The organism is Litorivita sp. NS0012-18, assembly GCF_040371945.1.
GTDB lineage: Bacteria > Pseudomonadota > Alphaproteobacteria > Rhodobacterales > Rhodobacteraceae > Litorivita.
The window spans coordinates 121,084-145,656 of record NZ_BAABWS010000003.1 but is presented as its reverse complement, the minus strand read 5'-3'; the positions used below and the strand labels follow the sequence as shown (position 1 = coordinate 145,656).

Here is a 24,573-nt window from a genome sequence, read left to right as displayed (position 1 = left end):
ACTCTACTCCAGACGGGATGCCCAGCACCCAATACCGTATTTTCCGCAAGTTTGCGCAAACATCCCCCTAGCGGTCGATGGGGAGAGGTCAGTCCGCCTCGGGCACCCCGCCGCGGGCGCGGATGGCATCGGCCACCTGCTCGGCATCGTCCAGAGCGACCAGAGCAAAGGGAAAGACCAAGCGCCAGCCTGCGCGTTTGGGTGATCTTGCGCGCCATGCCTGCGCCAGATGCGTGCCTTTCTCGCCCAGCACCGGAATAAAGCGGATCACCAAAGCCACGGCCAAGGCCACCCGCCCGCGCGCCGCCGCGCCAATGCCGACACGTTTCATGCCGCGCTCGAGCACCTCCAAAATCGCCGCGAGCTGGGTGGTCATCGTCACCAAGTTGGCCAATCCCACCGCCGCCGCCAGCTTCACCACCGCCACCGCACCCAAGACCGCATCGCCAAACAGCGCCTGCCAGCCGAAGATCAGTGCGCAAATCCACACCAAAGGCCGCAAATTGCGCAGCCCCTCGCGCGCAAAACGCAGCCCCCCCGCGAGATAAAGCGCAACAACGGCAGCCAAAGCCACGCCCGCCCAAAGCAGCCCATCGATAAAGAAAAACCCGAAAGTAAACAGGCACATCGCCGCCAGTTTCGGCCCCGCGCGCCAATCGTGATAAAGCGTGCGCTGCTCAGAGGTCAGAGAAATCATCGCCGTCTCCACGCCGCTGCATTTCCGCGCGGTAATCCGCCAGCACCGCAGCCGCAGGGCCCTGCGCGCGCAGATAGGCCGGAGCGCTCGCCCCCGCAGGGCGGTCGATCCAGAGCACCTCGTCATAGCCCTCCAGCGCCTCCAGATCATGCGAGATATGCAAGATCATCGCATCGGACGCCTCCAAAAGCCGCGCCAGTCGCAACCGCGCCGCCAGATCAAGACCGGCAAAAGGCTCGTCCAGAACGATCACCTTGGGCTGCATCAAAAGCACCGCCATCAGGCAAACCAAATGCCGCTGCCCGCCCGAGAGCGTATGCACCGCGCGCGGGCCCCAATCGCCATGACCAACGGTGTCGAGCATCGCGCGCACCTGCGCGCGCGCTTGCGCCTTGGCGGTGCCTTGCGCTTTGAGGCCGAACATCAATTCTTCTTCGACGGTGGGAAAGATGATCTGGTGATCAGGGTTTTGGAACAATATCCCCACCGCGCCCAGCGCGCCCTTGCGGTCCTTGGCGACCTTGACGCCGCAAACCGACACCTCGCCCGCCTGCGCTTCGGTCAGCCCCGCGATGAGCCGCGCAAGCTGGCTTTTGCCCGCGCCGTTGCGCCCCACGATCCCCACACGCCGCGCCGTCACCGCCATGTCCAGCCCGTCAAACAAGGCCGCGCCGCCTCGCTGCAACTGCAGGCCGCGCAGGCGCACAAAGGCGCCGCTTTGCTGTGGGGTGTGATCCGTCATGCGCCGCCAGATAGCGTGATTTTCAGTGCCGCGCCACTGGCTTCTTGCCAGCACTGCAACGCTAGATACAGCGCCCGCCGTCCACCTCCATGCACACGCCGGTGACCATGCTCGCCTCGTTTGAGCACAAGAAGGCCGCCGCATTGCCCATATCCTCGGCGGTCGAGAACCGGCCCAAGGGGATGGTCGAGAGGAATTTGGCGCGCATCTCGGGGGTGTCCTCGCCCATGAAACTGGCCAAAAGCGGCGTATCGCCCGCCACAGGGCACAGGGCATTGACCCGCATGCCTTGCGGCGCAAGCTCCACCGCCATGGCCTTGGTCGCGGTGATGACCCAGCCTTTGGAGGCATTATACCAGTTGAGCTTTGGCCTCGGGCTCAGCCCCGCCGTCGAGGCCACGTTCAAGATCACCCCAGCAACCGGTTTCATCACCGGCACGAAGGTCTGCGCCATATAGTAGATGGATTTGCAATTGACGGCGAACACGCGGTCGAAATCGTCCTCGCTGACCTCCTCTAACGCCGTTGGCAAATGGGTGACGCCCGCATTGTTGACCAAAATATCGACGCGGCCCATCGCCTCTATCGCGCGGTCGCGCAACCGCTCGACATCGCCGCGATCGGCGACAGAGCCGCCCAGAGCATGGGCAGTTTTGCCAAGGCTATGAGCCAGATCCTGCGCGCCCGCCTCGTTGATATCGGTGATCATCACCTGCGCGCCCTCGGCGATGAATTTGCGCGCGATGCCCGCGCCAAAGCCGCTGGCGCCGCCGGTGACGATGGCTGTTTTCCCCTCAAGTCTCATGGTCTTCTCCCTAAATGATGCCTCTTTGATGCCACTGCGCCCCGTGCCACTGTGCGCCGTTGATGTTTCTGCCGTCTTTACGGCGCCGGAGTTTGCCAGATCACAAGGCGCAGCCCCGCCAGACGGGCGAAACGGCCAAGCTCGGCCTCCAGCCGCGCGCGCCGCCCCGCGCCCCAACGCGCCCCCGCCTCGGGCCAAAACCCCGTCACCGTCATTTGCCCCGATGCGCGGTCGCCCTTGATTTCGATACGCCCGACAAAACGGTCCCCTTCAAGCAGCGGATAGACATAATAGCCCCAAAGCCGTTTCGCGGCGGGCACGAACATCTCGTTGCGGTATTCGAACCCGAACAGCCGCTCGAGCCGCGCGCGGTCGCGGATCGCCGGATCGAAGGGATTGAGCAGGCGGATTTGCCCCGACAAGGGCGGCAGCGCGGCAAGGCGCGCCTCGATATCGGGCGCGGCCATCGCATCGTGCCAACGCCCGTCGGCGCCCTCCATGCGCACCGCGACATGATCCGCCGCCGCCGCCCAAGCGCGGGTCTCCGCCGCGGTTGCCACGCCCCAAAACCGTTGCACCTCGCCGGTGCTCGCCGCCCCGAGGCGGCGCAAGGCATCGGCGTGCAGCGCGCCGAGCGCCTCATCTTCGGGCGGCGCCTCGGTGGGGGCGAAAACCCGTTCGCCCAGATCGTAGAATTTGATGAAATTCTCGCGGTGGCTGGTCGCCAAATCCCCCGCATACCACATTTGATCGAGCGCCTTTTTATGCGGCGGGCGCGCCCACATCTCGCGGCTTTCGGATTTGGTATCAAAGGCATGGGTCGATAGCGCGCCCTCGCGCTCGATGCGCGCGCGAATTTCTGCGATCTGCTTTTGGCCCAGCCCCGATTTGAACCACTCATAGGCCGCGACCTTGGCCCCGAGCCGCGCGAATTGCACTTGCCACAAAGGCAAGGTCTCGGTCGGGATCAAGCTGGCATCATGGGTGAAATGCTCGAAGAGCTTGCGCCCCTTGAGCAGCGGCCAAAGATCGCCCTCGCGGTAACGGCGGTTGCGCGACCACAGGATATGGTTATGGGCGCGGGTGACATTGCGGATCGTGTCTATCTGCAAAAAACCCAGCCGCCGGATCGCCGTCAACGCATCCACATCGCCCACAGGAGCTGCGGCCAGATCATTGACCGCCAGCCACAGATGGCGCGCCTGCGCATTGGGGATATGGAGCCGCGCGCTCATGGGCTACCCATGATAGGCCGCGACGGTCTTGAGCACGCTAAAGCCGTAGAGCGCCTCAAAGCCCTTTTCGCGCCCGTGGCCCGAATGGCCGGTGCCGCCAAAGGGCAATTCCACCCCGCCGCCCGCGCCATAGTTGTTGATGAAGACCTGCCCCGCGCGCAGGGCCTTGGCCGCCCGCATCTGCCGTGCCCCGTCGCGGGTCCACAGGCTGGCCACAAGACCATATTCGGTGCCATTGGCGATGGCCATCGCCTCCTCTTCGTCGCCAAAGGGGATCACCACCTGCACGGGGCCGAAGACCTCGGACTGGGCGAGGATATGATCGCCTGACGCGCAGGAAAACAGCGTGGGCGGCACGTAATATCCGCCCTCGGGCAGATCGCCGAGCGTGGCCTGCGCCGCGATCTGCAGATCACGGCCCTGATCAAGATAGCCGCTGACGATGGCTTTTTGTTTGGCCGAAATGAGCGGCCCGACATCAAGATCCGCCATGGCCGCACCGATGCGCAGGGCGGCGTAGCGTTCGGCCATCCGCTCCAGCACCTCGTCATAGCGGCTTTGCTGCACCAAAATGCGCGAGGAGGCCGAGCAGGTTTGCCCGCAATTCTGGATGCCCGCATTGACCAAAAAGGGCAAAGCCGCCTCCAGATCGGCATCGTCAAACACGATCTGCGGGCTTTTGCCGCCCAATTCCAAGGTCACCGGCACCACATTGCGCGCAGCGGCCTCTTGCACGGCGATGCCTGTGCCCACCGATCCGGTAAAGGAAATATGGTTGACGCCGCGATGGGCGCTCAGGGCTGCGCCCGCCTCTGCCCCCAGCCCCGGCACCACATTGAGCGCACCATCAGGAAGCCCCGCCTCGCGCGCCAGATCGGCAAACGCCAAAGCGGTCAGGCAGGCATCCTCCGCCGGTTTCAACACACAGGCATTGCCCACCGCCAAAGCCGCCCCGACCGACCGACCGATGATTTGCATCGGGTAGTTCCACGGCACGATATGGCCGGTGACCCCATGCGGCTCGCGCAGGGTATAGACCGTGTAGCCATCAAGATAGGGAATGGTTTCGCCGTGCAGCTTATCGGCCGCGCCGCCGTAAAACTCGAGATAACGCGCCAGCGCCAGCGCATCGGCGCGCGCCTGTTTGAGCGGCTTGCCCACGTCGATCGCCTCGATACGCGCCAGATCATCCGCCCGCGCCAGAACCGCAGCAGACAGCTTGAGCAGGAACCGCCCGCGCTCTGCCGCCGTCCATTTGCTCCATGTGCCCGCCCGCGCGGCCTGCGCGGCACCAACGGCGGCATCGATATCCTCGGATGTGCCGCGCGCGATCTGGCTGATCCGCGCGCCGATGGACGGGTCCCACAGGGGCAAAGTGCCGCCCAGCGCTGGCGCGCACCATTGCCCGCCGATCAGGCATTTGGACGGGTCGAACCACAGATCCAGATCTTGCGATGTCTCGCGCATGTCTTCCTCCCTTTGGCCCCGAAATTACGGGCCGGTCTGTTCTCCTGCCGCCTGCGGCAAACGCGGCGCCGCCTCCATCAGGCGGCGGGTGTAGTCTTGGCGCGGCGCGCCGAAAATCTGGTCGGTCTCGCCCTGCTCGACGATCTTGCCCTGTTGCATCACCAAAACGCGGTCGCACACATTGCGCACCACGCTCAGATCATGGCTGATAAACAGGTAGGTCAGCCCGAAACGTGCGGAAAGATCGGCCAGAAGGTCCAAGACCTGCGCGCGCACCGAAACATCCAAGGCGCTGACCGCTTCGTCCAGAATGATCAGGTCGGGCTTGATGATCAGCGCGCGGGCGATGGCGATGCGCTGGCGCTGCCCGCCGGAAAATTCGTGGATGTATTTATCGGCGTCGCTGGCCTGCATCCCCACCGCTTCGAGCGCCTCGGTGATCGCCGCGCGCCGCGCCGCGCCCTTGGGCGGATCGGCGAGCAAATGATAGGGTTCGCAGATCAGCCGCGCGACGCGGTGGCGCGGGTTAAAGCTGCCGTAGGGGTCTTGGAACACCACCTGCATACGGCGGCGTATGTCGCGGCTGGCGCGGCCGTTTTGCATGACCGGCGCGCCGTCCAATAATATCTCGCCGCCCTGCACCGCCTCAAGCCCGAGGATCGCGCGGGTCAGGGTGGATTTGCCGCAGCCGCTCTCCCCGACAAGGCCAAGGTTCTCGCCGCGCCGGATGGTGAAGCTGACGTTATCGACGGCGCGAAAAGACCCCGCTTTGCCCCATATCCCGCCGCTGCGCGTGGGATAGTCGCGCACCACCGCGCGCAGTTCCAACAGCGGCGCCTCCGATGGCCTGCCCGAATAGGCGGGGCTGTGATCGGAGGCCTTGAGCAGCGCGAGCGAATAGGGGTGTTTGAGCGCGCCGAAAATCGCGGGGCACGGGCCGTCTTCGACCACCGCGCCGCGGCGCATGATGACGATGTGATCGGCCATATCGGCAACCACCGCCAGATCATGCGAAATCAGCAACAATCCCATACCATCCTCGCGCACAAGCCGTTTGAGCAGTTTGAGAATCTCCGCCTGTGTCGTGACGTCGAGGGCGGTTGTCGGCTCATCGGCGATCAGTAATTTAGGGCGCAAGGCGATGGCCATGGCGATCACCACGCGCTGTCGCTGCCCGCCGGAAAGCTCATGCGGATAACGGGTCAGCGCGAATTTCTCTTCGGGCAATTCGGCGCGGGCGAGGGCCTCGCGGGCGCGCATCATCGCGGCGCGGCGCGTGGTGTTTTCATGGATCATGATGGTTTCGGCCACCTGATCGCCGATGGTTTTGAGCGGGTTGAGCGCGGTCATCGGCTCTTGGAACACCATGCCGACCGTCTCGCCGCGCAGGGCGCAAAGATCGCGCTCGGGCAGGTCCAAAATCTCCTGCCCGTCCAAGGTGATCCGCCCAGCCGTGCGCGCGCCGCGCGGCAATAGCTGCATCACCGAAAAGGCGGTCATGGATTTGCCCGAGCCGCTTTCGCCGATGACGCCGACAATCTGTCCCGCGCCCACGCCGAGCGAGACGTCGCGCAGGATCGGCGCGCCGTGGATCGACAAGCTTAGGCCCTCGATGGTCAGAAGATCGCTCATTCGCGCCCCCGCCGCAGACGCGGATCAAACAGATCGCGCAGCCCGTCCCCCAAGAGGTTCAGCCCCAACACAGTCAGCAAAATCGCCAATCCTGGAAAAATCGCCAGATGCGGCGCGAAGGAAATCATCGTCTGGCTGTCGGCCAGCATCCTGCCCCAACTGGGCACCGGCGGCTGCGCGCCAAGACCGACATAGCTCAGCCCCGCTTCGGCAAGGATGCCGAGCGAAAATTGAATGGTGCCTTGGACGATCAGCAGGTTGGTGACATTGGGCAAGATGTGCTCGACAGAAATCCGCGCCGCCCCCTTGCCCGCCACCCGCGCGGCCAGCACGTAATCGCGGGTCCACAAAGACAGCGCACCCGAACGCGTCAGCCGCGCGAAAACGGGGATGTTGAATATGCCGATGGCGATGATCGCATTGAGCGCAGAAGCCCCGAAAATCGCGGTGATGATGATCGCGATCAACAAGGACGGAAAGGCGAAAACCAGATCATTGCCGCGCATGATCAGCTCATCGATCAAGGATCCTTTGCGCGCGGCGGCCCAAAGCCCGAGCGGCACGCCCAGCCCCATACCGATGCCCACCGCGACCAAAGCCACGGCAATCGAGGTGCGCGCGCCGACCATGATCATCGAGAAAATATCACGCCCGAAATGGTCGGTGCCAAGGATATGCGCGGCTTCGGGGCGGTGCAATTTGTCGGCGATATGCATCTGCGTGATGTCGTAGGGCACCCAGATGAGCGAGATCAGCGCCATGCCGGTGAAAAACACCGTCAAGACCAGCCCGAGCACCAGCGAGCGGTTGGCCAAGGCGCGGCGCATGAGGCTTGGCGCGCTGGCGGCTGCGGGGGCGGCAGCGGGGGCTGTATTGGCGGGCAGATCGCTCATCCTCGCCCCCTGCGCAGGCGCGGATCGACCACGGCATAGGCGACATCGACGGCGAAATTCACCATGATCACCGCAAAGACCAAAAGCATCACAACGCTTTCCACCACGATCAAATCGCGCGCCGAGATGGCTTTGAACACCAACCGCCCCAAACCGGGCAGGTAAAAGACATTCTCGATGATGATCGCACCGGCCAGAAGGAAGGAAAACTGTAGCCCGATGATGGTCAGAACGGGGATCAGCGCATTGCGCAGCGCATGCCGCCACAGGGCCTGCGCGCGGGTGAGGCCCTTGGCGCGGGCGGTGCGAATGAAATCCTCGCCCAAAGTATCAAGCAGCGACGAGCGCATGACCCGCGCCAAGATCGACGCCTGCGGCAAGGCCAAGGCAATCGCGGGCAGGGTCAGCGATTTGAGCGCCGCAAACGCCCCCGCATCCCATCCGGCAAACCCGCCCGCAGGCATCCAGCGCAGATTGATCGCAAAGACCAGAACCATCAGCATCGCAAACCAGAAATTCGGGATCGCCACGCCCAATTGCGTCACGCCCATCACCCCGTAATCGGCAAGGCTGCCGCGGCGCGAGGCCGCCCAGATACCGGCGGGAAAGGCGATCAGCGTCGAGAGCGCCAACGCATAAAGCGCAAGCGGCAGCGAGACCCAAAGCCGCTCTGCGATCATTTCGGCCACGGGGGTGCGATAGGTGTAGGAGGTGCCGAAATCGCCCTGCACCATGCCGCCCACCCACGACAGATAGCGCGAGAGCGTCGAGCCTTCGAGGCCCAGTTCGGCGCGCAGCGCGGCCAAAGTGTCCTCTTGCGCGTTCAGCCCCAACATATAGGCCGCCGGATCGCCGGGCACGACTTCGATGCAAAGGAAGATCACCGCGCTGGCCACTACCAGCGAGAGCGCCAAAGACAACACACGTTTGAGCAAATAGCGCAGCATCAGCGTCCTATGGCGAGAGGGGAATTAGGCCTTGTGGCGGCAAGGTCGCATGGTGCGCCCCTGCCCGTTTTCATCTGCGGCGCGCCGCCGAAATGGCGCGATCAATCGCTCCAGCTTACGCCGGTCAAATCGACGGCCTGCGTCGGCGCGTCTTTCCAAAGGCCTTTGATTTTCGCATTGGCAACAGTGGGATAGGCCAATTCGAACAGATAGCCGTTGACGTAATCCTCGGCGATCATCTCTTGCGCCTGCTTGAGCAAAGCCGAGCGCGCGGCCGGATCGCTTTCGGAGGTCAACTCACCCATCAACCCTTGGAATTCGGGGTTGTCATATTGGAAGTAATAATCGGGATTGGCATAGATGCCGATATCCATCGGCTCGGTATGCGAGACGATCGACAGGCCGAAATCCTTGCCCTTGAACACCTGCTCCAGCCATTGCGCCCATTCGAGATTGCTGATCTCGGCCTCGATCCCCACGGCGCGCAGTTGCGCCGCGATGATCTCTCCGCCGCGCCGCGCATAGGAGGGGGGCGGCAGTTTGAGGGTGGTTTTGAACCCGTCGGGGAAACCGGCCTCGGCCAAAAGTTTCTTGGACAATTCGGGATCATAGGTGCTCAGCCCTGTCAGATCGACATAGTCGGGGTGATGGGGCGCGAAATGGGTGCCGATCGGGGTGCCATATCCGAACATGGCCCCGTCGATGATGGCTTGGCGGTCAATCGCATGGGCCACGGCTTCGCGCACTTTGACGTTATCAAAGGGCGGCATTTTGTTGTTGGTCGACAAGATGGTTTCGCCCTCGGTCGAACCGACGAGCACCTGAAACCGCGGATCGGCCTCGAATTGCGGCAGGTTCTCGGGCGCGGGGAAACCGGCAAAGGCGTCGATGTCTTCGGCCATCACGGCCGCAAAAGCGGCGGTGGGGTCAGAGATGAATTTGAACGTGGCTTTTTCCAGCGCCGGTTTGACGCCCCAATAGGCCTCGTTGCGCATGATGTCGATTTTGTCGCCCTGCACCCAGTTGACGAATTTGAACGCGCCGGTGCCGACGGGTTTGGTTTTGATATCCGCGATGCTTTCGGGCGCGACGATCACCGCATCGCCCCACGCCATATTGAACAAGAACGCGCCGTTGGGTTCGGCCAGCGTCACCTTGACCGTCAGCGGGTCCACCACCTCGACATCGGTGATCCCCGCAAACAGCGCCTTTTGCGCATTGCTGCTGTCATCGGCGCGGGCGCGGTCGAGCGAGAATTTCACATCCTCGGCGTCCATCGCCGTGCCGTCATGAAAGCTCACATCGCCGTGCAAGGTGAAAGTATAGGTCAAACCGTCTTCGGAAATCTCCCATCCCGACGCCAGACCGGGAATGACCGAACCGTCAGAGGCAAACCGCGTGAGCCCCTCGAAAATATTGGAATAGACCACGCTGTCGATGGCACCGGCGGCGGCGCTGGTCGGGTCGAGATGCGGCGGCTCAAGCTGCATCGCGATGGTCAGATCGCTGCGTTCGGCCCATGCCGCGCCCGCGGCGGATGCCAGAATACTCGCGCCCATCAGCGCGCCTTTGATGGTTTTGTTAAACATGTCGTTCACTCCCCGTTGGTGGCGGCGCCATCCCCTTGAACCAGCAAGGAAATCAGGCTGCGGCCCATCACTTGTGCGGATTGGATCATATCATCCACCCCGACATATTCATCCGGTTTATGCGCAAGGTCCAGAATCCCCGGCCCATAGGCGATACAATTCTTGAGGCGTCCGATACGGTCGATGTGTTTTTGGTCGTAAGTGCCTGGAGACACGACATATTCCGCCTCGCGCCCGAAGGTTTCGGCAATCGCCTTGGCGACGGTTTGCACGATGGGGGCGGATTTTTCGGTCATGGTCGGCAAGACGCGGTGCATCTCGCGCATGTCGTAAGAGAAGTTTTCGCGCCCTTCGCGGACCTTTTCAAGCAGGCTGCGAATCTCTTCTTGGACCTCGTCGATATCCTCTTCGATCAAGAACCGCCGGTCGATCACCATGCGGCAGCTATCGGGCACGCAGGGGCTGGGCAATCCGGTGAAATCGGCCTCGCCCTCGGCTTGGCCGCCGTGGATCGAATTGATGTTGAGCGTCGATTGTTTGGCCCCTTCGGGCACCACGGGCATGTCGGTGCGTTTGCGCGCCAGCGCGGGGAAAAGGCTGTCTTCCATCTCGCGCACCACGGCGCCCATATGGCGCACGGCGCAATCGCCCAAAAAGGGCATGGAGCCATGGGCGATTTCGCCATGGGTTTCGATCTCGGCCCACCACACGCCGCGATGGCCAAGGCAAATGCGGTCCTTGTTGAGCGGTTCGGGGATGATCACATGCTGCACGCGTTTGGGGTCGAAATACCCCTGCTCGGCCAGATAGGCGACGCCGCCAAAGCCCCCCGATTCCTCATCGCCCGTGCCGGAGATTTCAATCGCCCCCGCGAAATCGGGGCAGACCTGCAAAAACGCCTCGGCGGCGATGATGCTGGCGGCCAGCCCGCCTTTCATATCGCAGGCCCCGCGGCCATAGATTTTGCCGTCAATCAGCGCGCCGCCGAACGGATCGGTGGTCCATCCCTTGCCGACATCGACCACGTCGATATGGCTGTTGAAATGCACGCAGTCGCCGCTGCGGGTGCCTTCGCGGCGCGCGACGATGTTCCAGCGCGGGTATTTCTCGCTATCGCCAGGGGTGTCTTTGGCGCGAATGAGACGCGTGTCGAACCCCGATTTGAGCAACCGGCGATCAAGGTAGTCGCAAATCTCGCGGTAGTTTTCCCCCGGCGGGTTGAGCGTCGGAATGCGGATCAAATCACCGGTCAGCGCAATCAAATCGTCGCGGCGGGCCAAAACCGCCTTGCTCAATCGTTGTCCCAGATCGGTATCGCTGACCATCTCTTGCGCCTCCGCTATGCCGCATCTTTGCTGCCGGATGTCGATTTTCTCTGGTCAAGCTTGCGCGGGTTGCGATACGGTCTCAATACCGTATGAACACGGGCGCCCTTTGGCCGCCCCCCGTTATGGAAGCTTCGCAGTGTCCCAATCCGCGCCCGAAATATCGGATCAAACCCTGTCCCTCTTGGCCTTTGACGCCGCGCCGGTCGGGATTGTCTTGAGCGAGGATCGCGTGATCCGCGCCTGTAACGCGCGTTTTGCCGAATTGTTCGGCTATCCGCGTGCCGCATTATTAGGCGAAAGCTTTCGGATGCTTTACCCGTCGGGCGGCGATTTCGACCGCGTGCGCGATATCGGGCTTGAGCCGCTCAAACAGGCGGCGACCTATAGCGACGAGCGCATCATGCGCCATGCCAGCGGCAAGCCGATCTGGTTCCGCTTTCGCGCGCAAACCCTGACCCCCGATGCGCCTTTGTCGCGGGTGGTGATGAGCTTTGCCCCCTTGGCCCGCGCCGAAGCCGCGCAAAGCCTGACGCCGCGCGAGCGTGATGTGATTTCGGGCCTGTCGCGCGGATTGACCAGCAAGGAGATTGCCCGCGAATTGGGCCTCTCGCCGCGCAGCATCGAGGACGTGCGCGCAAGGTTGCTTAAGAAATTCGAAGTGCGCAATGCCTCGGCGCTGTTGGCGCGATTGTCGCATCTGGGATAGCAAAAAGCGCGCGGCTTCCCGCGCGCCCTGCCCTGTTTTCAAACGGCTTGACGCTTATTGCGCCGCCGTTGCTGCCGCGCGAATGGCGCGGATGTTCTCGCCGTAAGGCGCGGGATTTTGCACCGATCCGCCTTTGAACACCGCCGATCCGGCAACCAGAACATCGGCCCCCGCCGCCGCCATCAAGGGCGCGGTTTCGGGCGTGATGCCTCCGTCGATCTCGATATGGATCGGGCGGTCGCCGATCATCGCGCGCAGCTTCTTGACCTTGTCGATCTGGCTATGGATGAATTTTTGCCCGCCAAAACCGGGGTTGACGGTCATCACGCAAATCAGATCGACCATATCCAAAAGATATTCGGCCTCTTCGGCGCGGGTCGCGGGGTTGAGCGCAAGCCCCGCCTTGGCCCCCAAGGCGCGGGTGGCTTGCAGCGTGCGGTGGATATGCGGTCCGGCCTCTAGATGCGAGGTGATCACATCGGCGCCCGCCTCGGCATAGGCCTCAAGGTATTGATCCACCGGCGAAATCATCAAATGCACATCCATGACGGTTTTGATATGCGGGCGGATTGCTTTGACCAGCGGCGGCCCGAAGGTGAGGTTCGGCACGAAATGCCCGTCCATCACATCGACATGCACCCAATCACAGCCCTCGGCCTCGATCGCTTGGATTTCTTGGCCAAAGTTGGCGAAATCCGCCGACAGGATCGAGGGGGCGATTTTGATGGAACGGTCAAAGCTCATGGGCGTGGCCTCTGGTTGGATAAGAAAAAGGGGCGCGCCGCAGCGCACCCCCCATATAGAACCCATCAGGCGCAATGCCCAGATGCAAAGCCGCCTCAGACCTTGGGATCGAGCGATCCATCCGCATAGCGTTTGGCCATGTCATCCATCGGGATCACGCGGATTTTGCTGGCGTGACCGGCGGTGCCGAAGCGCTCGTAGCGGTCTTTGCAAAGTTTGGTCATCTCTTCCATCGCGGGGATGTTGAATTTGCGCGGGTCGAATTCGTCGGGGTTTTCCTGCGCGATTTTGCGATAGGTGCCGGTGATCGCCATGCGGCAATCGGTGTCGATATTGACCTTGCGCACGCCCATTTTGATGCCTTTTTCGATCTCTTCGACCGGCACGCCGTAGGTTTGCGGCATCTCGCCGCCATGGGCGTTGATCAGGTCTTGCAAATACTGCGGCACCGAGGAGGAGCCATGCATCACAAGGTGGGTCGTGGGCAGGCGTTTGTGGATCGCCTCGATGGTGCTCATGGCGAGGATTTCGCCATCGGGCTTGCGGGTGAATTTATAGGCGCCGTGCGAGGTGCCGCAGGCAATGGCCAGCGCATCGCATTTGGTTTTGCGCACGAAATCCACCGATTGTTCGGGGTCGGTGAGCATCTGGTCGCGGGTCAATTTGCCCGAGGCGCCCGATCCGTCCTCTTCGGCGGCCTCGCCGGTTTCCAGATTGCCCAAAACGCCCAATTCGCCTTCGACCGAGGCGCCGACCCAATGGGCGATATCGGTCACAGCGCGGGTAATTTCCACGTTATATTCGTAGCTTGCGGCGGTTTTGGCATCGGCCTCAAGGCTGCCGTCCATCATCACCGAGGTAAACCCGTGGCGGATCGCGCTGGTGCAGGTGGCCTCGTTGTTGCCGTGGTCTTGGTGCATGCAAACGGGGATATGCGGGAACATTTCCGCCATGGCTTGGATCAGGTGGCGCAGCATGATGTCGCCCGCGTAGTTGCGCGCGCCGCGGCTGGCTTGCAAGATCACCGGCGCGTCCACGGCTTCGGCGGCGCGCATGATGGCGAGGCCCTGTTCCATGTTGTTGATGTTGAAGGCCGGCACGCCGTAGTCGTATTCGGCGGCATGGTCGAGCAATTGACGCAGAGTGATAAGTGCCATGGTGAAATCCCTTTTGTCCGGTCTTGGCGGGGTGTGATCCCGCGCGGCTTTGACCTTCGATTACAATGTCATGCGCCTTTGCGCCACAGGCATGAGGGCATTTCGCCCGATGTTTACGCTACCATTTTTCCCGTCGTTCTCGGGGACGCGACAATCGGCTCAAACGGCGGGCATATTGTGGTGCTCGGCAACGCGGGTGACCTTGTCGGCAGAGCCAAAGACCAGCGGGATGCGCCCATGCAAGGTGGTGGCCTGCCGCTGCAGAATCGGGGTCTCGCCATCGGTGGCGCGCCCTCCGGCCTGCTCGATCACAAAGGCGATCGGCGCGCATTCGTAGATCATGCGCAAGCGCCCGTTTTCATAGCCTTTTCTTTCATCCGACGGGTAAAGGAAAATGCCGCCGCGGCTCAAGATGCGGTGGGTTTCGGCGACCAAGGAGCCGACCCAGCGCATGTTGTAATCCTTGCCATGCGGACCGGTCACACCGGCGAGGCAATTGTCCACGTAATCGCGCACCGGTTTGACCCAATGGCGGTAGTTGGAGGCGTTGATGGCGAACTCTTTCGAGGTCGCGGGGATCGACATTTTCTCATTGGTCAGAACGTATTTTTCCGCTTCAGGATCAAGCACATACATCTGTGTGCCCGCGCCGAAAGTCACCACCAATGCGGTCTGCGGGCCGTAGACCACATAGCCGCCGCAAAGCTGCTCGGAGGCGGGGCGCAAGAAGCTGGCCTCGGCGTCATCCTTGGCCTCGAAAATCGAGAAGATCGTGCCGATGGAGACATTCACATCGATATTCGACGAGCCGTCCAGAGGGTCAATCGCCAGAGCATATTTCCCCTTTTCATTCAGCAAGTTAACGACCTCCTGCTCTTCGGAGGCATACCAGCGCACGCTCTCGCGGGTGAGCGATGCGGTGAACATTTCGTCGCAAAGAACGTCGAGCGCCTTTTGCCCGTCGCCGTCCGAATTCTCGCCCACGAGGCTGCCCAGAGACTGGCCGAGCGGGCCTTTGGCGATGATGCCCGCGACCTCGATCGAGGTGGTGCAAAGGGCGGCGATCACGTCGTAAAGATCGGCGGGAATATGGTCGGGGGCGATGACGGGCTGGCTCATGTGGCTCTCTCAAACTGCGCGACGGGGGGCGAAAAACCCCTGTCGGTATAACGTCGGTATTGCGTCGGTATCGCGTCGGTGCGCGCGCCGAAGCCTTCAAGCGGTGTTAAACCACGATCTCGCGCGGGATTGAACGGGAAAATCGGCGCGCGTCCTTGGGGGCCGCGAATTGCCGCCGCTTCGCACTCGGGCGGCGCAAAATGCATCATCGGGGCACGGGCGCAGGCAGGCCCCGCCCCGATCCGCCGCGGTCCGATGCGCCCCGCCCCGACCGGAGGCGATCCGGCTCAGGAAATCGTCTCGCCGCCATCCGCGACGATGGTTTGCCCCGTGACATAGGCCGACAGGTCGGTGGCCAGAAACAGCGCCGTGCCCGCGATGTCTTCGGGCGCGCCGATCCGGCGCAGCGGCGTGCGCTGTTCGATCCGGTCAAGCCGCTCTTTGTCCTCCCAAAGCGCCTTGGCGAAATCGGTTTTGATCAACCCCGGCGCCAGAGCATTGACGCGGATGTTCTTTGGCCCCCATTCCAGCGCAAGGTTGCGCGCCAAGGCCGCTTCGGCGGCTTTCGAGATGCCGTAAGCGCCGATGGTCAGGCTGCCGCGAATCCCCGCGATGGACGACAGGATCACCACCGTGCCGCCGCCGTTTTGCGCCATGCCAGGCAGGACCATGTTGCACAGGTTGAAGGTCGAGCGCACATTGGTGCCCATGATCTTGTCAAAGGCCTCGTCGCTGAGGTCCTGCATCGGGCCGTAAACCGGATTGATCGCGGCGTTGCACACCAACATGTCGATCTGCCCGTAGGCGGCGATGGTCTTGTCGACGAGGCTTTGCAACTGGTCCTTCTTGCCGATGTGGCAGGGGATCGCGAGGGCCTCGCCGCCTGCGGCGCTGATCGCTTCGACGACGGGGGTGCAGGCCTCTTCGCTGCGCGAGGAGACGACGACATTGGCACCGCAGCGCGCGAATAATTCGGCGATGGCACGGCCGATGCCGCGCGACGATCCAGTGACGATGGCGGTTTTTCCGGTGAGGTCGATCATGGGGATCACTCCGACAATGGTGGATGCAAACAGGATGGTGCGGCGCAGGGTGACGCAGGGGCGGGCGGCTGTCAATCGATGCGGAAACAGATTCCGCAAGGCGAAATATTGACCTCCCCGCGCGCGCAGTGCATCGTTTGCGTAAATCTGACATCCCCGCGCTCTCGCGGGGCGGGACGGGAGGCCTATGTCTATGAATATCCCCATGACCACGCACCAGCGTGAATTGCAAAACCGTTTGCGCGCACCGCAGATCGCGGGCGAAGAGGTGCTGTATTTCGGCCCTGCCTTGGCGGCGGCGGCGGCGCGCAACCCGTCGAAAGCGGCGGTGATCGACGGGGATGTTGTGCTCGATTGGGCCGAATTTTACGCCCGCGCGGCGCGGGTCGCGGGGCAGCTTACGGCGCGCGGATTCGGGCGCGGCGATATGGTCGCGGGCCTGTCGGAGAACAGCAGCGATTATCTGACCCTCTATTGCGGGGTGCTGCTCAGCGGGGCCTGCATGGTGCCGCTGCCGCAAAGCGCGGCCCTGCCCGCGCTCAAGAAAATGCGCGCCGATTGCGGGGCGGCCTTGCTGTTCACCTCTGCCGCGCAGCGCGAGGTGGCCGATCAATTGGGCGCCGAAGACGTGGTCGATCTGGCCGCGCTGACGGCTTGGGCTGGCGAGGAGGCGATTGCCGCGCCCGCCGATGTCGCCTCCGATGATCTGTTTGACATGATCTATTCGTCGGGCACCACCGGCACCCCCAAAGGCATCGCCCATGACCACCGGTTTCGCGCGCGTCAATTGACCCGCATGCCCGCCTTTGGTCTCGACGGCGAGGCGGTTTTGATGATGTCGACGCCGCTTTATTCCAACACCACGCTGGTGGCGGCTTTGCCGGTTCTGGCGGCGGGCGGCACGGTGGTGTCGATGCCCAAATTCGATGCGGGCCGTTTTCTCGAATTGAGCCAAGCCCATCGCGTCAGCCATGCGATGTTGGTGCCGGTGCAATATATGCGGCTGATGGATCATCCCGATTTTGACCAATATGACCTGAGCGCCTACCGCGCCAAAATGTCCACCTCGGCGCCGCTTCCGGGCAAGTTGATCGAACGGATTCTCGCCCGTTGGCCCGGCGAGTTGTTCGAGGTCTATGGCATGACCGAGGGCGGGGTGTCGACCGTGCTCAATTGCCGCGAGAACCCGACCAAGCTCGACACTGTGGGCAAGCCTGCCGAAGGGTGCGATGTGCGCATCATCGACGAGGAGGGCCGCGAATTGCCGCCCACCGAATATGGCGAGATTGTCGGGCGGTCGGGGTCGATGATGCCCGGATATTACAACGCCCAAGACAAGACCGACGAGATTTTGTGGCGCGATGCGCAGGGCAATGATTTCATCCGCACCGGCGATATGGGCCGCTTTGACGAGGACGGGTTTTTGCAGCTTCTGGACCGGCGCAAGGACATGATCATTTCGGGCGGGTTCAATATCTATGCCACCGATCTGGAGCAGGTATTGCGCGCCCATCCGGCGGTGGCCGATGTGGCGGTGATTGCGATTCCCTCGCAAGCTTGGGGCGAGACGCCCTTGGGTCTTGTGGTGCGCAAAGCCGGCGCGAGCGACAGCGCCGAAGAGATTTGCGAGGCCGCCAATGCGCAGCTTGGCAAGACGCAGCGCCTGTCCAAGGTGGAGCTGCGCGAGGATTTGCCGCGCTCGGAAATCGGCAAGATTCTCAAGCGTGAATTGCGCGACGAATACTGGCCCAAAGCCTGACGGATAAGGGCGCGGCGGGGTAAAAACGCGCCGCGCCCCTGCCCGCCCTGCCCGCGCGATTTGCCTGCCAGACGGCCCGCGCACAGTTGCGCGCCCGCGCCCGCGCCTTGGTGCCCTATCACCGCGCATTTCGCTGGGCGGAAAATTATTTCGCAATATTGATCACTGCGGGGCTTTGTGCCAGTCTCGCCCACAGGGAGGATCGTTATGAACAGATTTGAGGGCAAGATTGCCATCGTCACAGGTGCGTCCAGCGGCATCGGCAAAGCCACCGCCGCGCGACTGGCCTCCGAAGGCGCGACCATCGTTTTGGTCGACATCAACGCCGAGGCGCTCGAAGAGGCGATGCCCGCAGGCGAGGGTCATATCGCCCTGCCCTGCGATGTCTCCGACGAGGCGCAGATCATTGCTCTGGTCGATACGGTCAAATCCAAATTCGGCCGCATCGACGTGTTGGCCAATAACGCGGGCGTGAGCTGCTCCCATGCGCCGATCATGGAGGTCGACGCCGGCGACTGGCTGCGGGTTCTGGGGGTCAACCTGATCGGGGTTGGCAATTTCATCAAACATGTCGGCGCCGTCATGGCCGCGCAAAACAGCGGCGCGATCGTCAACACCGCTTCGGTCGCGGGCATCCGTTCGGGCGCGGGTGGCAATATCTATTCGGCCTCCAAAGCGGGGGTGATCAGCCTGACCCAGACCACGGCTTGCGATTTGGGCGGCTACGGCGTGCGGGTCAATGCGGTGTGCCCCGGATTGATCGAAACCGGCATGACCAAACGCGTGTTCGACTACGCGCGCGGCGCGGGCAAGGAAGAAAAACTGGGCAAGCGGTGCGAATTGCGCCGCTATGGCCACCCCGAAGAGATCGCTTCGGCCATCGCCTTTCTGGCCAGCGACGATGCCTCTTATGTCACCGGACAGGCCCTGCCCGTGGATGGCGGCAATACCGCCTCGCTCAACCTGCCTGGCATGAAAGTCTAACCCTTGAAAGACCTGACCGAACCTATGAACACCTTGCATCATTCCGTATGGCCCGAAGGCGTGCCGCTTCATCTTGAGCTGCCCGATCAATCGGTGGCGCAAAACCTGATCAATACGGCGACGCGCCTGCCGGACCATAAGGCGATCATCTTTCACGGGTTCGAGATCACCTACGCCGAGCTTTTGGCGCAGGTCGAAGCGATGGCGGGCTATCTGCAACAAAAATGCGGCGTCAAAAAAGGCGACCGCGTGCTGCTTTATGCGCAAAACTCGCCGCAGTTCATCATCGGGTTCTATGCGATCATGCGCGCCAATGCCGTCGTGATCCCCGTCAACCCGATGAACCGCCACGCCGAATTGGAGCATCTGGCCAAAGATACGGATGCGAATGTTGCCATCGTCGGATCGGAGCTTTTGGGCTTTATCCAGCCTCTGGTCGCGGACGGGCTTTTGGAGCATCTGATCGTCGGGGCCTATGCCGATATGACCGACCGCGATTTCGATCTGCCCCTGCCCGATCCCTTGGGTGCGCTGTCCGAAACCCAATGCGAGGGCGAAGGTGTGGTGCGTTGGTCCGAGGTGATCGGCGCCGACCTCGCGCCGCCCCCTTTGAACGTGGGTCTGAACGATCTGGCGCTGATCCCCTATTCGTCGGGCACCACGGGCCAACCCAAAGGATGCACGCATTTGCACCGCTCGGTGCAGACCACGGCGATTGGCGGGACCACATGGCAACCCGTGGACCATAGCTCGGTGCATCTTTCGGTTTTGCCGTTTTTCCATGTCACCGGCATGACCAACGGGATGAACGGGCCGATCTATGTGGGCGGCACGATTGTGGTGATGACCCGTTGGAACCGCACTTTGGCCGCGCGGCTGATCGAGCGCTATAACATCTCGCGCTGGCGGTCGATTTCAACCATGGCGATTGATCTGGTCAATGATCCCGATTTCGACAGCTATGACCTGTCTTCCCTGCGCGCCATCGGCGGCGGCGGGGCGGCCATGCCTGCGGCGGTGGCCCATAAGCTCAAGGCGATGACGGGGCTGGATTATATCGAGGGCTACGGTTTGTCCGAAACCATCGCCGCGACCCATATCAACCCGACCCACAAGCCCAAGGCGCAATGCCTTGGCATTCCGGTGATGGATGTGGATGCGCGGATCATCAGCCTTGAGGGCGATCTGCGCGAGCTTGGCCCCAACGAGACCGGCGAGATCGTGATGAACGGCCCGCAGGTTTTCGAAGGCTACTGGAACCGCCCCGAGGCCACGGCGGAGGCCTTTATCGAACTGGACGGCAAGCGGTTTTTCCGCACGGGCGATATCGCCATGTATGACGATGAGGGCTATTTCTTCATGGTCGACCGCGTCAAACGGATGATCAATGCCTCGGGCTTCAAGGTCTGGCCTGCCGAGGTCGAGGCGCTTATGCATAAATGCCCAGAGGTGGCCGAGGTCTGTATCATCGGTGCGCGCGATCCGCGCCGCGGCGAGACGGTCAAAGCCTATGTGGTGCCCGCCGCCGCCGCGCGCGGCGCCGCCACCCAAGACAGCATCATCGCATGGTGCAAGACCGAGATGGCGGCCTATAAATGCCCCACGGCAGTGGAATTCGTCGATGAATTGCCCAAATCCGGCTCGGGCAAGGTGTTGTGGCGCGAACTGGCCGAAGAGGACGCGGCGCGGGCGGCAAAAGCGGCAAAATAGAGTGTGGCACCAAAGGATAGTGAACAAAGTCAGGTAAATTTCTTGACCGCAGTGCGGAATTTCAAGTAAGCGCGGGCAACTCGCAAACCGCGAATAAGGACCAAGGTAGGGCGACGTGAGAAAAAGAGCATCCGATACGGCCGTCGAAGCCGCCGAGAGCACAAGCGACAATGATCGCCAATTCGTCACGGCCCTTCACCGCGGCTTGGAAATTCTGCGCGCCTTTCGTCCCTCCGATCAGGCGGGGCTTGGCAATCGCGAATTGGCCGAGCGCACGGGATTGCCCAATTCCACGGTCTCGCGGCTGACCTTCACGCTGCTCAAGCTGGGCTATCTGGTCTATGACGAGGGCACCGGACGCTACCGTATGGGCGTGCCGGTTCTGTCGCTCGGCTATGCCTGCCTTGGCGGGATGCGGGTGCGCGAGACGGCGCAGGTCTATATGCAGCAACTGGCCGACCGCTGCGGCGACGGGGTGCTTGTGGCGCTTGGCGGGCGCGATGAGATGGCGATGACCTATATTGCCACGGCCCGCTCGCCAGGGATGATTTCACTGCAACTCAATGTCGGCTCGCGTATCTCTTTGGCGCGCTCGGCGATGGGGCGCGCCTATATCGCGGGCTGCGACGAGACCGAATACCAAGAGATCATGGAGCGCATCCATGAGCGCACCGATCCGGCGGATTTGAACCGCATCCTCGACGGGATTGCCGACGCCAAAGAGCAAATCAAAACGCGCGGTTTCTATTCCAACATCGGCGGCTGGCAATCAGATGTGCATGCGGTGTCCGTGCCCTACCGCGCGCCCCAAGGCGACAGCCCTCTGATGGCCTTCAACCTTGGCGGTCCGGCCTATGTCTTGCCCAAGGAGCGGCTCGAAGGCGAGCTTGGCCCGCAATTGGTCAGCTTGGTCAACACCGTGGCGCGCATCGGTTACTGAGGCGGACGCTCAGCGCGCCAAGGCTTCGGCGATCTGATTTTTCCATGTCAATTGCCATCGGGTTTTGCTCGCCTGCGCGGGCCTGCGGGCAGTGCAAGATTTGGGTCATTGCCCGCCGACACATAAATAGGACCGGCCTGAAGAGGCCGGTCCGCTATCGGTTTTGTCGATCTACGCTTGGCGATCCGCCGCTGTAAATCAGCCCAGAGAAATCAGCTTCCGGGGATCAGGGCGATTTTGCCCACCGCGCCGCGGCCCAACACGCGGGTCAAGACATCGGCGGCCGTGGACAAAGGATAGCGCCCTTCGATCAAAGGCTTCACGCTGCCCGCTTGATACCATGCGAACAGCTCGCGCATGTTTTCGGCGTAATCCTCGGGCTGGGCGCGGGTGAAATTGCCCCAGAACACACCGACCACGGCATATTCCTTGACCAGTGCGAGGTTGACCGGAAATTTCGGGATCTCGCCGCCCGCAAAGCCGATGACCAAAAGCCGCCCGTTGCGGGCCATGAAACGGGTCGCGGCGTTGAAGGCGTCGCCGCCGACCACGTCGTAAACCACATCCGCGCCCTTGCCGCCGGTCAGGGCTTTGACCTCTTCCTTGAGGTTGTCATAGCCGATCACCTCATCTGCGCCCGCGTCTTTTGCGATCTGTTTTTTCTCGTCCGAGGAGGCCACGGCGATGACCCGCGCCCCCATGATTTTGCCGATCTGCACGGCGGCAATGCCCGTGGCGCCCGCCGCGCCGTAAACCACCAAAGTCTCGCCCGCTTGCAGGTTCGCGCGTTGTTTCAAGGCGTGATGCGAGGTGCCGTAGGCGACGATCATCGCGCAGGCATCGGCGGCGTCCATGCCCTCGGGCAGCGCAAAGCAGCGGTCCGCTTCGGCAACGACCACCTCGGCATAGCCGCCCGAACAGGCGGTGACCACGCGATCCCCCAATTTGAGCGATGTGACCCCCTCGCCCAAGGCCTCGACCGTGCCCGCAACCTCCGATCCGGGCGAGAAGGGCAAAGGCGGTTTGACCTGATAAAGCCCTTGCACCAAAAGCCCGTCGGGATAGTTCACCCCTGCCGCTTCAACGCGGATCTGCACCTCGCCCGCTTTGGGCTGCGGGGCGTCGACCACGGCGTAATCAAGCTTGTCCAAACCGGCGAATTCGCGGCAAACCACCGCGTGCATTTTCTGTGTCATGTCTTCTCTCCCTTGAGTATTTGCGCGGCGCATTTATGTGCCGTGGCTTGCCCCCACCTTAGCGCCGCGCGCGCGCGCGCATCCAGCGAAAGCCGCCACGCGGGCAAAGTTTCGCCGCGTTTTTCCGCATAGCGAAAGACGCAGCGTCAGAGCCCGAATTTAAAAAGGAATTTCCTTTCGAAATCGCCCTCGGCGGAGTAGCTTGCCCCCATCAAAACAGTCTACTGGGAGGAGACTATGCAAGGTATGATGATGCAGCGTCCGCTGCTGATTTCCGACATTCTGACCTATGCCGCCGAGGCATTTCCGAAGGCAGAGGTCGTATCCGCCCGCACTGAGGGCGACATTCACCGCACCAATTACCCCGAGATTCGCGACCGCGTCGGCCAATTGGCCAATGCGCTGCGCGCTCACGGGGTGCAAATGGGCGACCGCATCGCGACGCTGGCGTGGAACGGCTATCGCCACCTCGAGCTTTACTATGCGATTTCCGGCATCGGCGCGGTGTGCCACACGATCAACCCGCGCCTGTCGGCCGAGCAGATGATCTATATCGTCAATCACGCCGAAGATAAGGTGATCTTTGTCGACACGACCTTCGTGCCGATCCTCGAAGCACTGCAATCGCATTTTCCGGCCGATCTGACCTATGTGATCATGACCGACCGCGCGCATATGCCCGATACGAAATTGCCCAATGCTCTGTGCTATGAAGAGCTGCTGGCGGAGCAATCCTCCGAGATCGAATGGCCGCTGTTTGACGAGAACACCGCCGCCGGTCTTTGCTATACCTCCGGCACCACGGGCAACCCCAAGGGCGCGCTGTATTCGCACCGCTCCAATGTTTTGCACGCGATGATGATTTCGGTCACCCTGTCCTCGACCTTTGGCGAGGGGCGCAAGGTTTTGCCGGTAGTGCCCTTGTTCCACGTCAACGCTTGGGGTCTGCCCTATGCGGCGCCGATGAGCGGGCTGTCCTTGATCTTCCCGGGGCCGGCGATGGACGGGCCGAGCCTGTTCAAGCTGATGGACAGCGAAGAGGTCTATTCGGCATGGGGCGTTCCGACCATCTGGATGGGTCTTCTGGCCGAAATCAAAGCCCAAGGCCGCAAGCCCAAAGGCTTTGAGGATGTGGTTGTGGGCGGCTCTGCCGCGCCGCGTTCGATGATCGAAACCTTCGAGGAAATGGACATTTCGGTGGGCCACGCATGGGGCATGACCGAGATGAGCCCCGTCGGCACCCACGGCACATTGCCCTCGACGATGAAAGATGCGCCCTTCAAGGAGCGTATCGATTTCAAACAGACCCAAGGCCGCCGCGTCTTTGGCGTCGAATTGAAAATCGTCGATGACGAAGGCAAGACCCTGCCCAAGGACGGCGAAGCGGTGGGCGAGCTTTTCGTGCGCGGCAATGCGGTTGTGTCCGGCTATTTCAACAACGAAGAAGCCACGGCCAAAGCCTTGGATGCGGACGGATGGTTCGGCACGGGCGATGTGGCCTCGATCAGCGCCGAGGGCATCTTGACCATTCAGGACCGCGCCAAGGATCTGATCAAATCGGGCGGCGAATGGATTTCCTCGATCGATGTGGAAAACGCCGCCATGTCGCATCCGGCCATCGCCAATTGCGCGGCCATCGGCATGCCCCATCCGAAATGGGACGAACGCCCCGTGCTGGTGGCGATTGCGGCGGGCGATGCGCGCCCCAGCGTCGAAGAAATGCACGCGCATATGTCCGAGCATTTCGCCAAATGGCAGTTGCCCGATGATATCATCTGGGTCGAGGAACTGCCGATGACGGCGACGGGCAAAGTGTCCAAGCTGAACCTGCGCAAGCAATTGGCCGATTACGTTCTGCCCGATCTGCGCTGAGGCGGACG

General features: G+C 62.3%; 21 protein-coding genes. 6 read left to right on the top strand and 15 right to left on the bottom strand.

What is annotated here, in order from left to right; all coding sequences use genetic code 11:
- Positions 1-88: 88 nt before the first annotated feature.
- The 10 genes from ABWV64_RS13705 to ABWV64_RS13660 form a co-directional block, all read right to left on the bottom strand.
- On the bottom strand, positions 89-697 hold the full coding sequence (locus tag ABWV64_RS13705; protein ID WP_353346213.1) for a CbiQ family ECF transporter T component: 609 nt from the start codon (positions 695-697) through the stop codon (positions 89-91).
- The gene (locus ABWV64_RS13700; RefSeq protein WP_353346211.1) at positions 678-1,439 is read right to left on the bottom strand and encodes an energy-coupling factor ABC transporter ATP-binding protein; all 762 of its coding nucleotides are present in this window, start codon (positions 1,437-1,439) and stop codon (positions 678-680) included. Before ABWV64_RS13700 ends, ABWV64_RS13705 begins: the two co-directional genes overlap by 20 nt.
- Before the next feature lie 61 nt (positions 1,440-1,500).
- A complete protein-coding gene (locus tag ABWV64_RS13695; RefSeq protein ID WP_353346209.1) occupies positions 1,501-2,244 on the bottom strand; it encodes an SDR family oxidoreductase in 744 nt (247 codons plus the stop codon).
- Between the two features lie 77 nt (positions 2,245-2,321).
- Positions 2,322-3,479 (bottom strand): winged helix-turn-helix domain-containing protein, encoded by a 1,158-nt coding sequence (locus ABWV64_RS13690; RefSeq protein ID WP_353346207.1) that lies wholly within the window; start codon positions 3,477-3,479, stop codon positions 2,322-2,324.
- 3 nt (positions 3,480-3,482) lie between these two features.
- Positions 3,483-4,946 (bottom strand): aldehyde dehydrogenase family protein, encoded by a 1,464-nt coding sequence (locus ABWV64_RS13685; protein WP_353346205.1) that lies wholly within the window; start codon positions 4,944-4,946, stop codon positions 3,483-3,485.
- Positions 4,947-4,970: 24 nt separating this feature from the next.
- Positions 4,971-6,578, bottom strand: coding sequence for an ABC transporter ATP-binding protein (locus ABWV64_RS13680; RefSeq protein WP_353346203.1), 1,608 nt, complete (start codon positions 6,576-6,578; stop codon positions 4,971-4,973).
- Complete coding sequence (locus ABWV64_RS13675; protein WP_353346404.1) at positions 6,575-7,405, bottom strand: ABC transporter permease; 831 nt, start codon at positions 7,403-7,405, stop codon at positions 6,575-6,577. Before ABWV64_RS13675 ends, ABWV64_RS13680 begins: the two co-directional genes overlap by 4 nt.
- Before the next feature lie 62 nt (positions 7,406-7,467).
- Positions 7,468-8,418, bottom strand: coding sequence for an ABC transporter permease (locus tag ABWV64_RS13670; RefSeq protein WP_353346201.1), 951 nt, complete (start codon positions 8,416-8,418; stop codon positions 7,468-7,470).
- Between the two features lie 101 nt (positions 8,419-8,519).
- Positions 8,520-10,007, bottom strand: a complete 1,488-nt coding sequence (locus tag ABWV64_RS13665) for an ABC transporter substrate-binding protein (protein ID WP_353346199.1) — start codon at positions 10,005-10,007, stop codon at positions 8,520-8,522.
- 5 nt (positions 10,008-10,012) lie between these two features.
- Entirely contained in the window at positions 10,013-11,332 is a 1,320-nt protein-coding gene (locus ABWV64_RS13660; RefSeq protein ID WP_353346197.1) for an acetylornithine deacetylase/succinyl-diaminopimelate desuccinylase family protein, read from the bottom strand.
- A 139-nt stretch (positions 11,333-11,471) separates the two neighbouring features.
- Here ABWV64_RS13660 and ABWV64_RS13655 point away from each other — a divergent pair, with 139 nt between their 5' ends.
- Positions 11,472-12,041, top strand: a complete 570-nt coding sequence (locus ABWV64_RS13655) for a LuxR C-terminal-related transcriptional regulator (RefSeq protein WP_353346195.1) — start codon at positions 11,472-11,474, stop codon at positions 12,039-12,041.
- A gap of 54 nt (positions 12,042-12,095) precedes the next feature.
- On the opposite strand, the gene rpe is transcribed toward ABWV64_RS13655, so the two are convergent.
- From rpe to ABWV64_RS13635, 4 genes are all read right to left on the bottom strand, one after another.
- Positions 12,096-12,785: a ribulose-phosphate 3-epimerase gene (gene rpe / locus ABWV64_RS13650; protein WP_353346193.1), complete on the bottom strand. Its 690-nt coding sequence runs from the start codon at positions 12,783-12,785 to the stop codon at positions 12,096-12,098.
- A gap of 95 nt (positions 12,786-12,880) precedes the next feature.
- Positions 12,881-13,942: a class II fructose-bisphosphate aldolase gene (gene fba / locus ABWV64_RS13645; RefSeq protein ID WP_353346191.1), complete on the bottom strand. Its 1,062-nt coding sequence runs from the start codon at positions 13,940-13,942 to the stop codon at positions 12,881-12,883.
- A gap of 159 nt (positions 13,943-14,101) precedes the next feature.
- On the bottom strand, positions 14,102-15,061 hold the full coding sequence (locus ABWV64_RS13640; RefSeq protein WP_353346189.1) for a class 1 fructose-bisphosphatase: 960 nt from the start codon (positions 15,059-15,061) through the stop codon (positions 14,102-14,104).
- A gap of 287 nt (positions 15,062-15,348) precedes the next feature.
- Positions 15,349-16,104: an SDR family NAD(P)-dependent oxidoreductase gene (locus tag ABWV64_RS13635; protein WP_353346187.1), complete on the bottom strand. Its 756-nt coding sequence runs from the start codon at positions 16,102-16,104 to the stop codon at positions 15,349-15,351.
- Positions 16,105-16,309: 205 nt separating this feature from the next.
- Between ABWV64_RS13635 and ABWV64_RS13630 the strand changes: the two genes are divergently transcribed.
- From ABWV64_RS13630 to ABWV64_RS13615, 4 genes are all read left to right on the top strand, one after another.
- Entirely contained in the window at positions 16,310-17,863 is a 1,554-nt protein-coding gene (locus ABWV64_RS13630; protein ID WP_353346185.1) for a class I adenylate-forming enzyme family protein, read from the top strand.
- Positions 17,864-18,070: 207 nt separating this feature from the next.
- A complete protein-coding gene (locus ABWV64_RS13625) occupies positions 18,071-18,847 on the top strand; it encodes an SDR family NAD(P)-dependent oxidoreductase (protein WP_353346183.1) in 777 nt (258 codons plus the stop codon).
- 24 nt (positions 18,848-18,871) lie between these two features.
- Positions 18,872-20,557: a long-chain-fatty-acid--CoA ligase gene (locus ABWV64_RS13620; RefSeq protein ID WP_353346181.1), complete on the top strand. Its 1,686-nt coding sequence runs from the start codon at positions 18,872-18,874 to the stop codon at positions 20,555-20,557.
- Positions 20,558-20,672: 115 nt separating this feature from the next.
- On the top strand, positions 20,673-21,497 hold the full coding sequence (locus tag ABWV64_RS13615) for an IclR family transcriptional regulator (RefSeq protein WP_353346179.1): 825 nt from the start codon (positions 20,673-20,675) through the stop codon (positions 21,495-21,497).
- A 212-nt stretch (positions 21,498-21,709) separates the two neighbouring features.
- Here the strand turns inward: ABWV64_RS13615 and ABWV64_RS13610 are convergent, their stop codons facing one another.
- Positions 21,710-22,693 carry an NADPH:quinone oxidoreductase family protein gene (locus ABWV64_RS13610; RefSeq protein ID WP_502902660.1) on the bottom strand — a complete coding sequence of 328 codons (984 nt, stop codon included), beginning with the start codon at positions 22,691-22,693 and terminating at the stop codon, positions 21,710-21,712.
- Positions 22,694-22,930: 237 nt separating this feature from the next.
- Here ABWV64_RS13610 and ABWV64_RS13605 point away from each other — a divergent pair, with 237 nt between their 5' ends.
- The gene (locus tag ABWV64_RS13605) at positions 22,931-24,565 is read left to right on the top strand and encodes a long-chain fatty acid--CoA ligase (RefSeq protein ID WP_353346177.1); all 1,635 of its coding nucleotides are present in this window, start codon (positions 22,931-22,933) and stop codon (positions 24,563-24,565) included.
- Positions 24,566-24,573 lie beyond the last annotated feature (8 nt).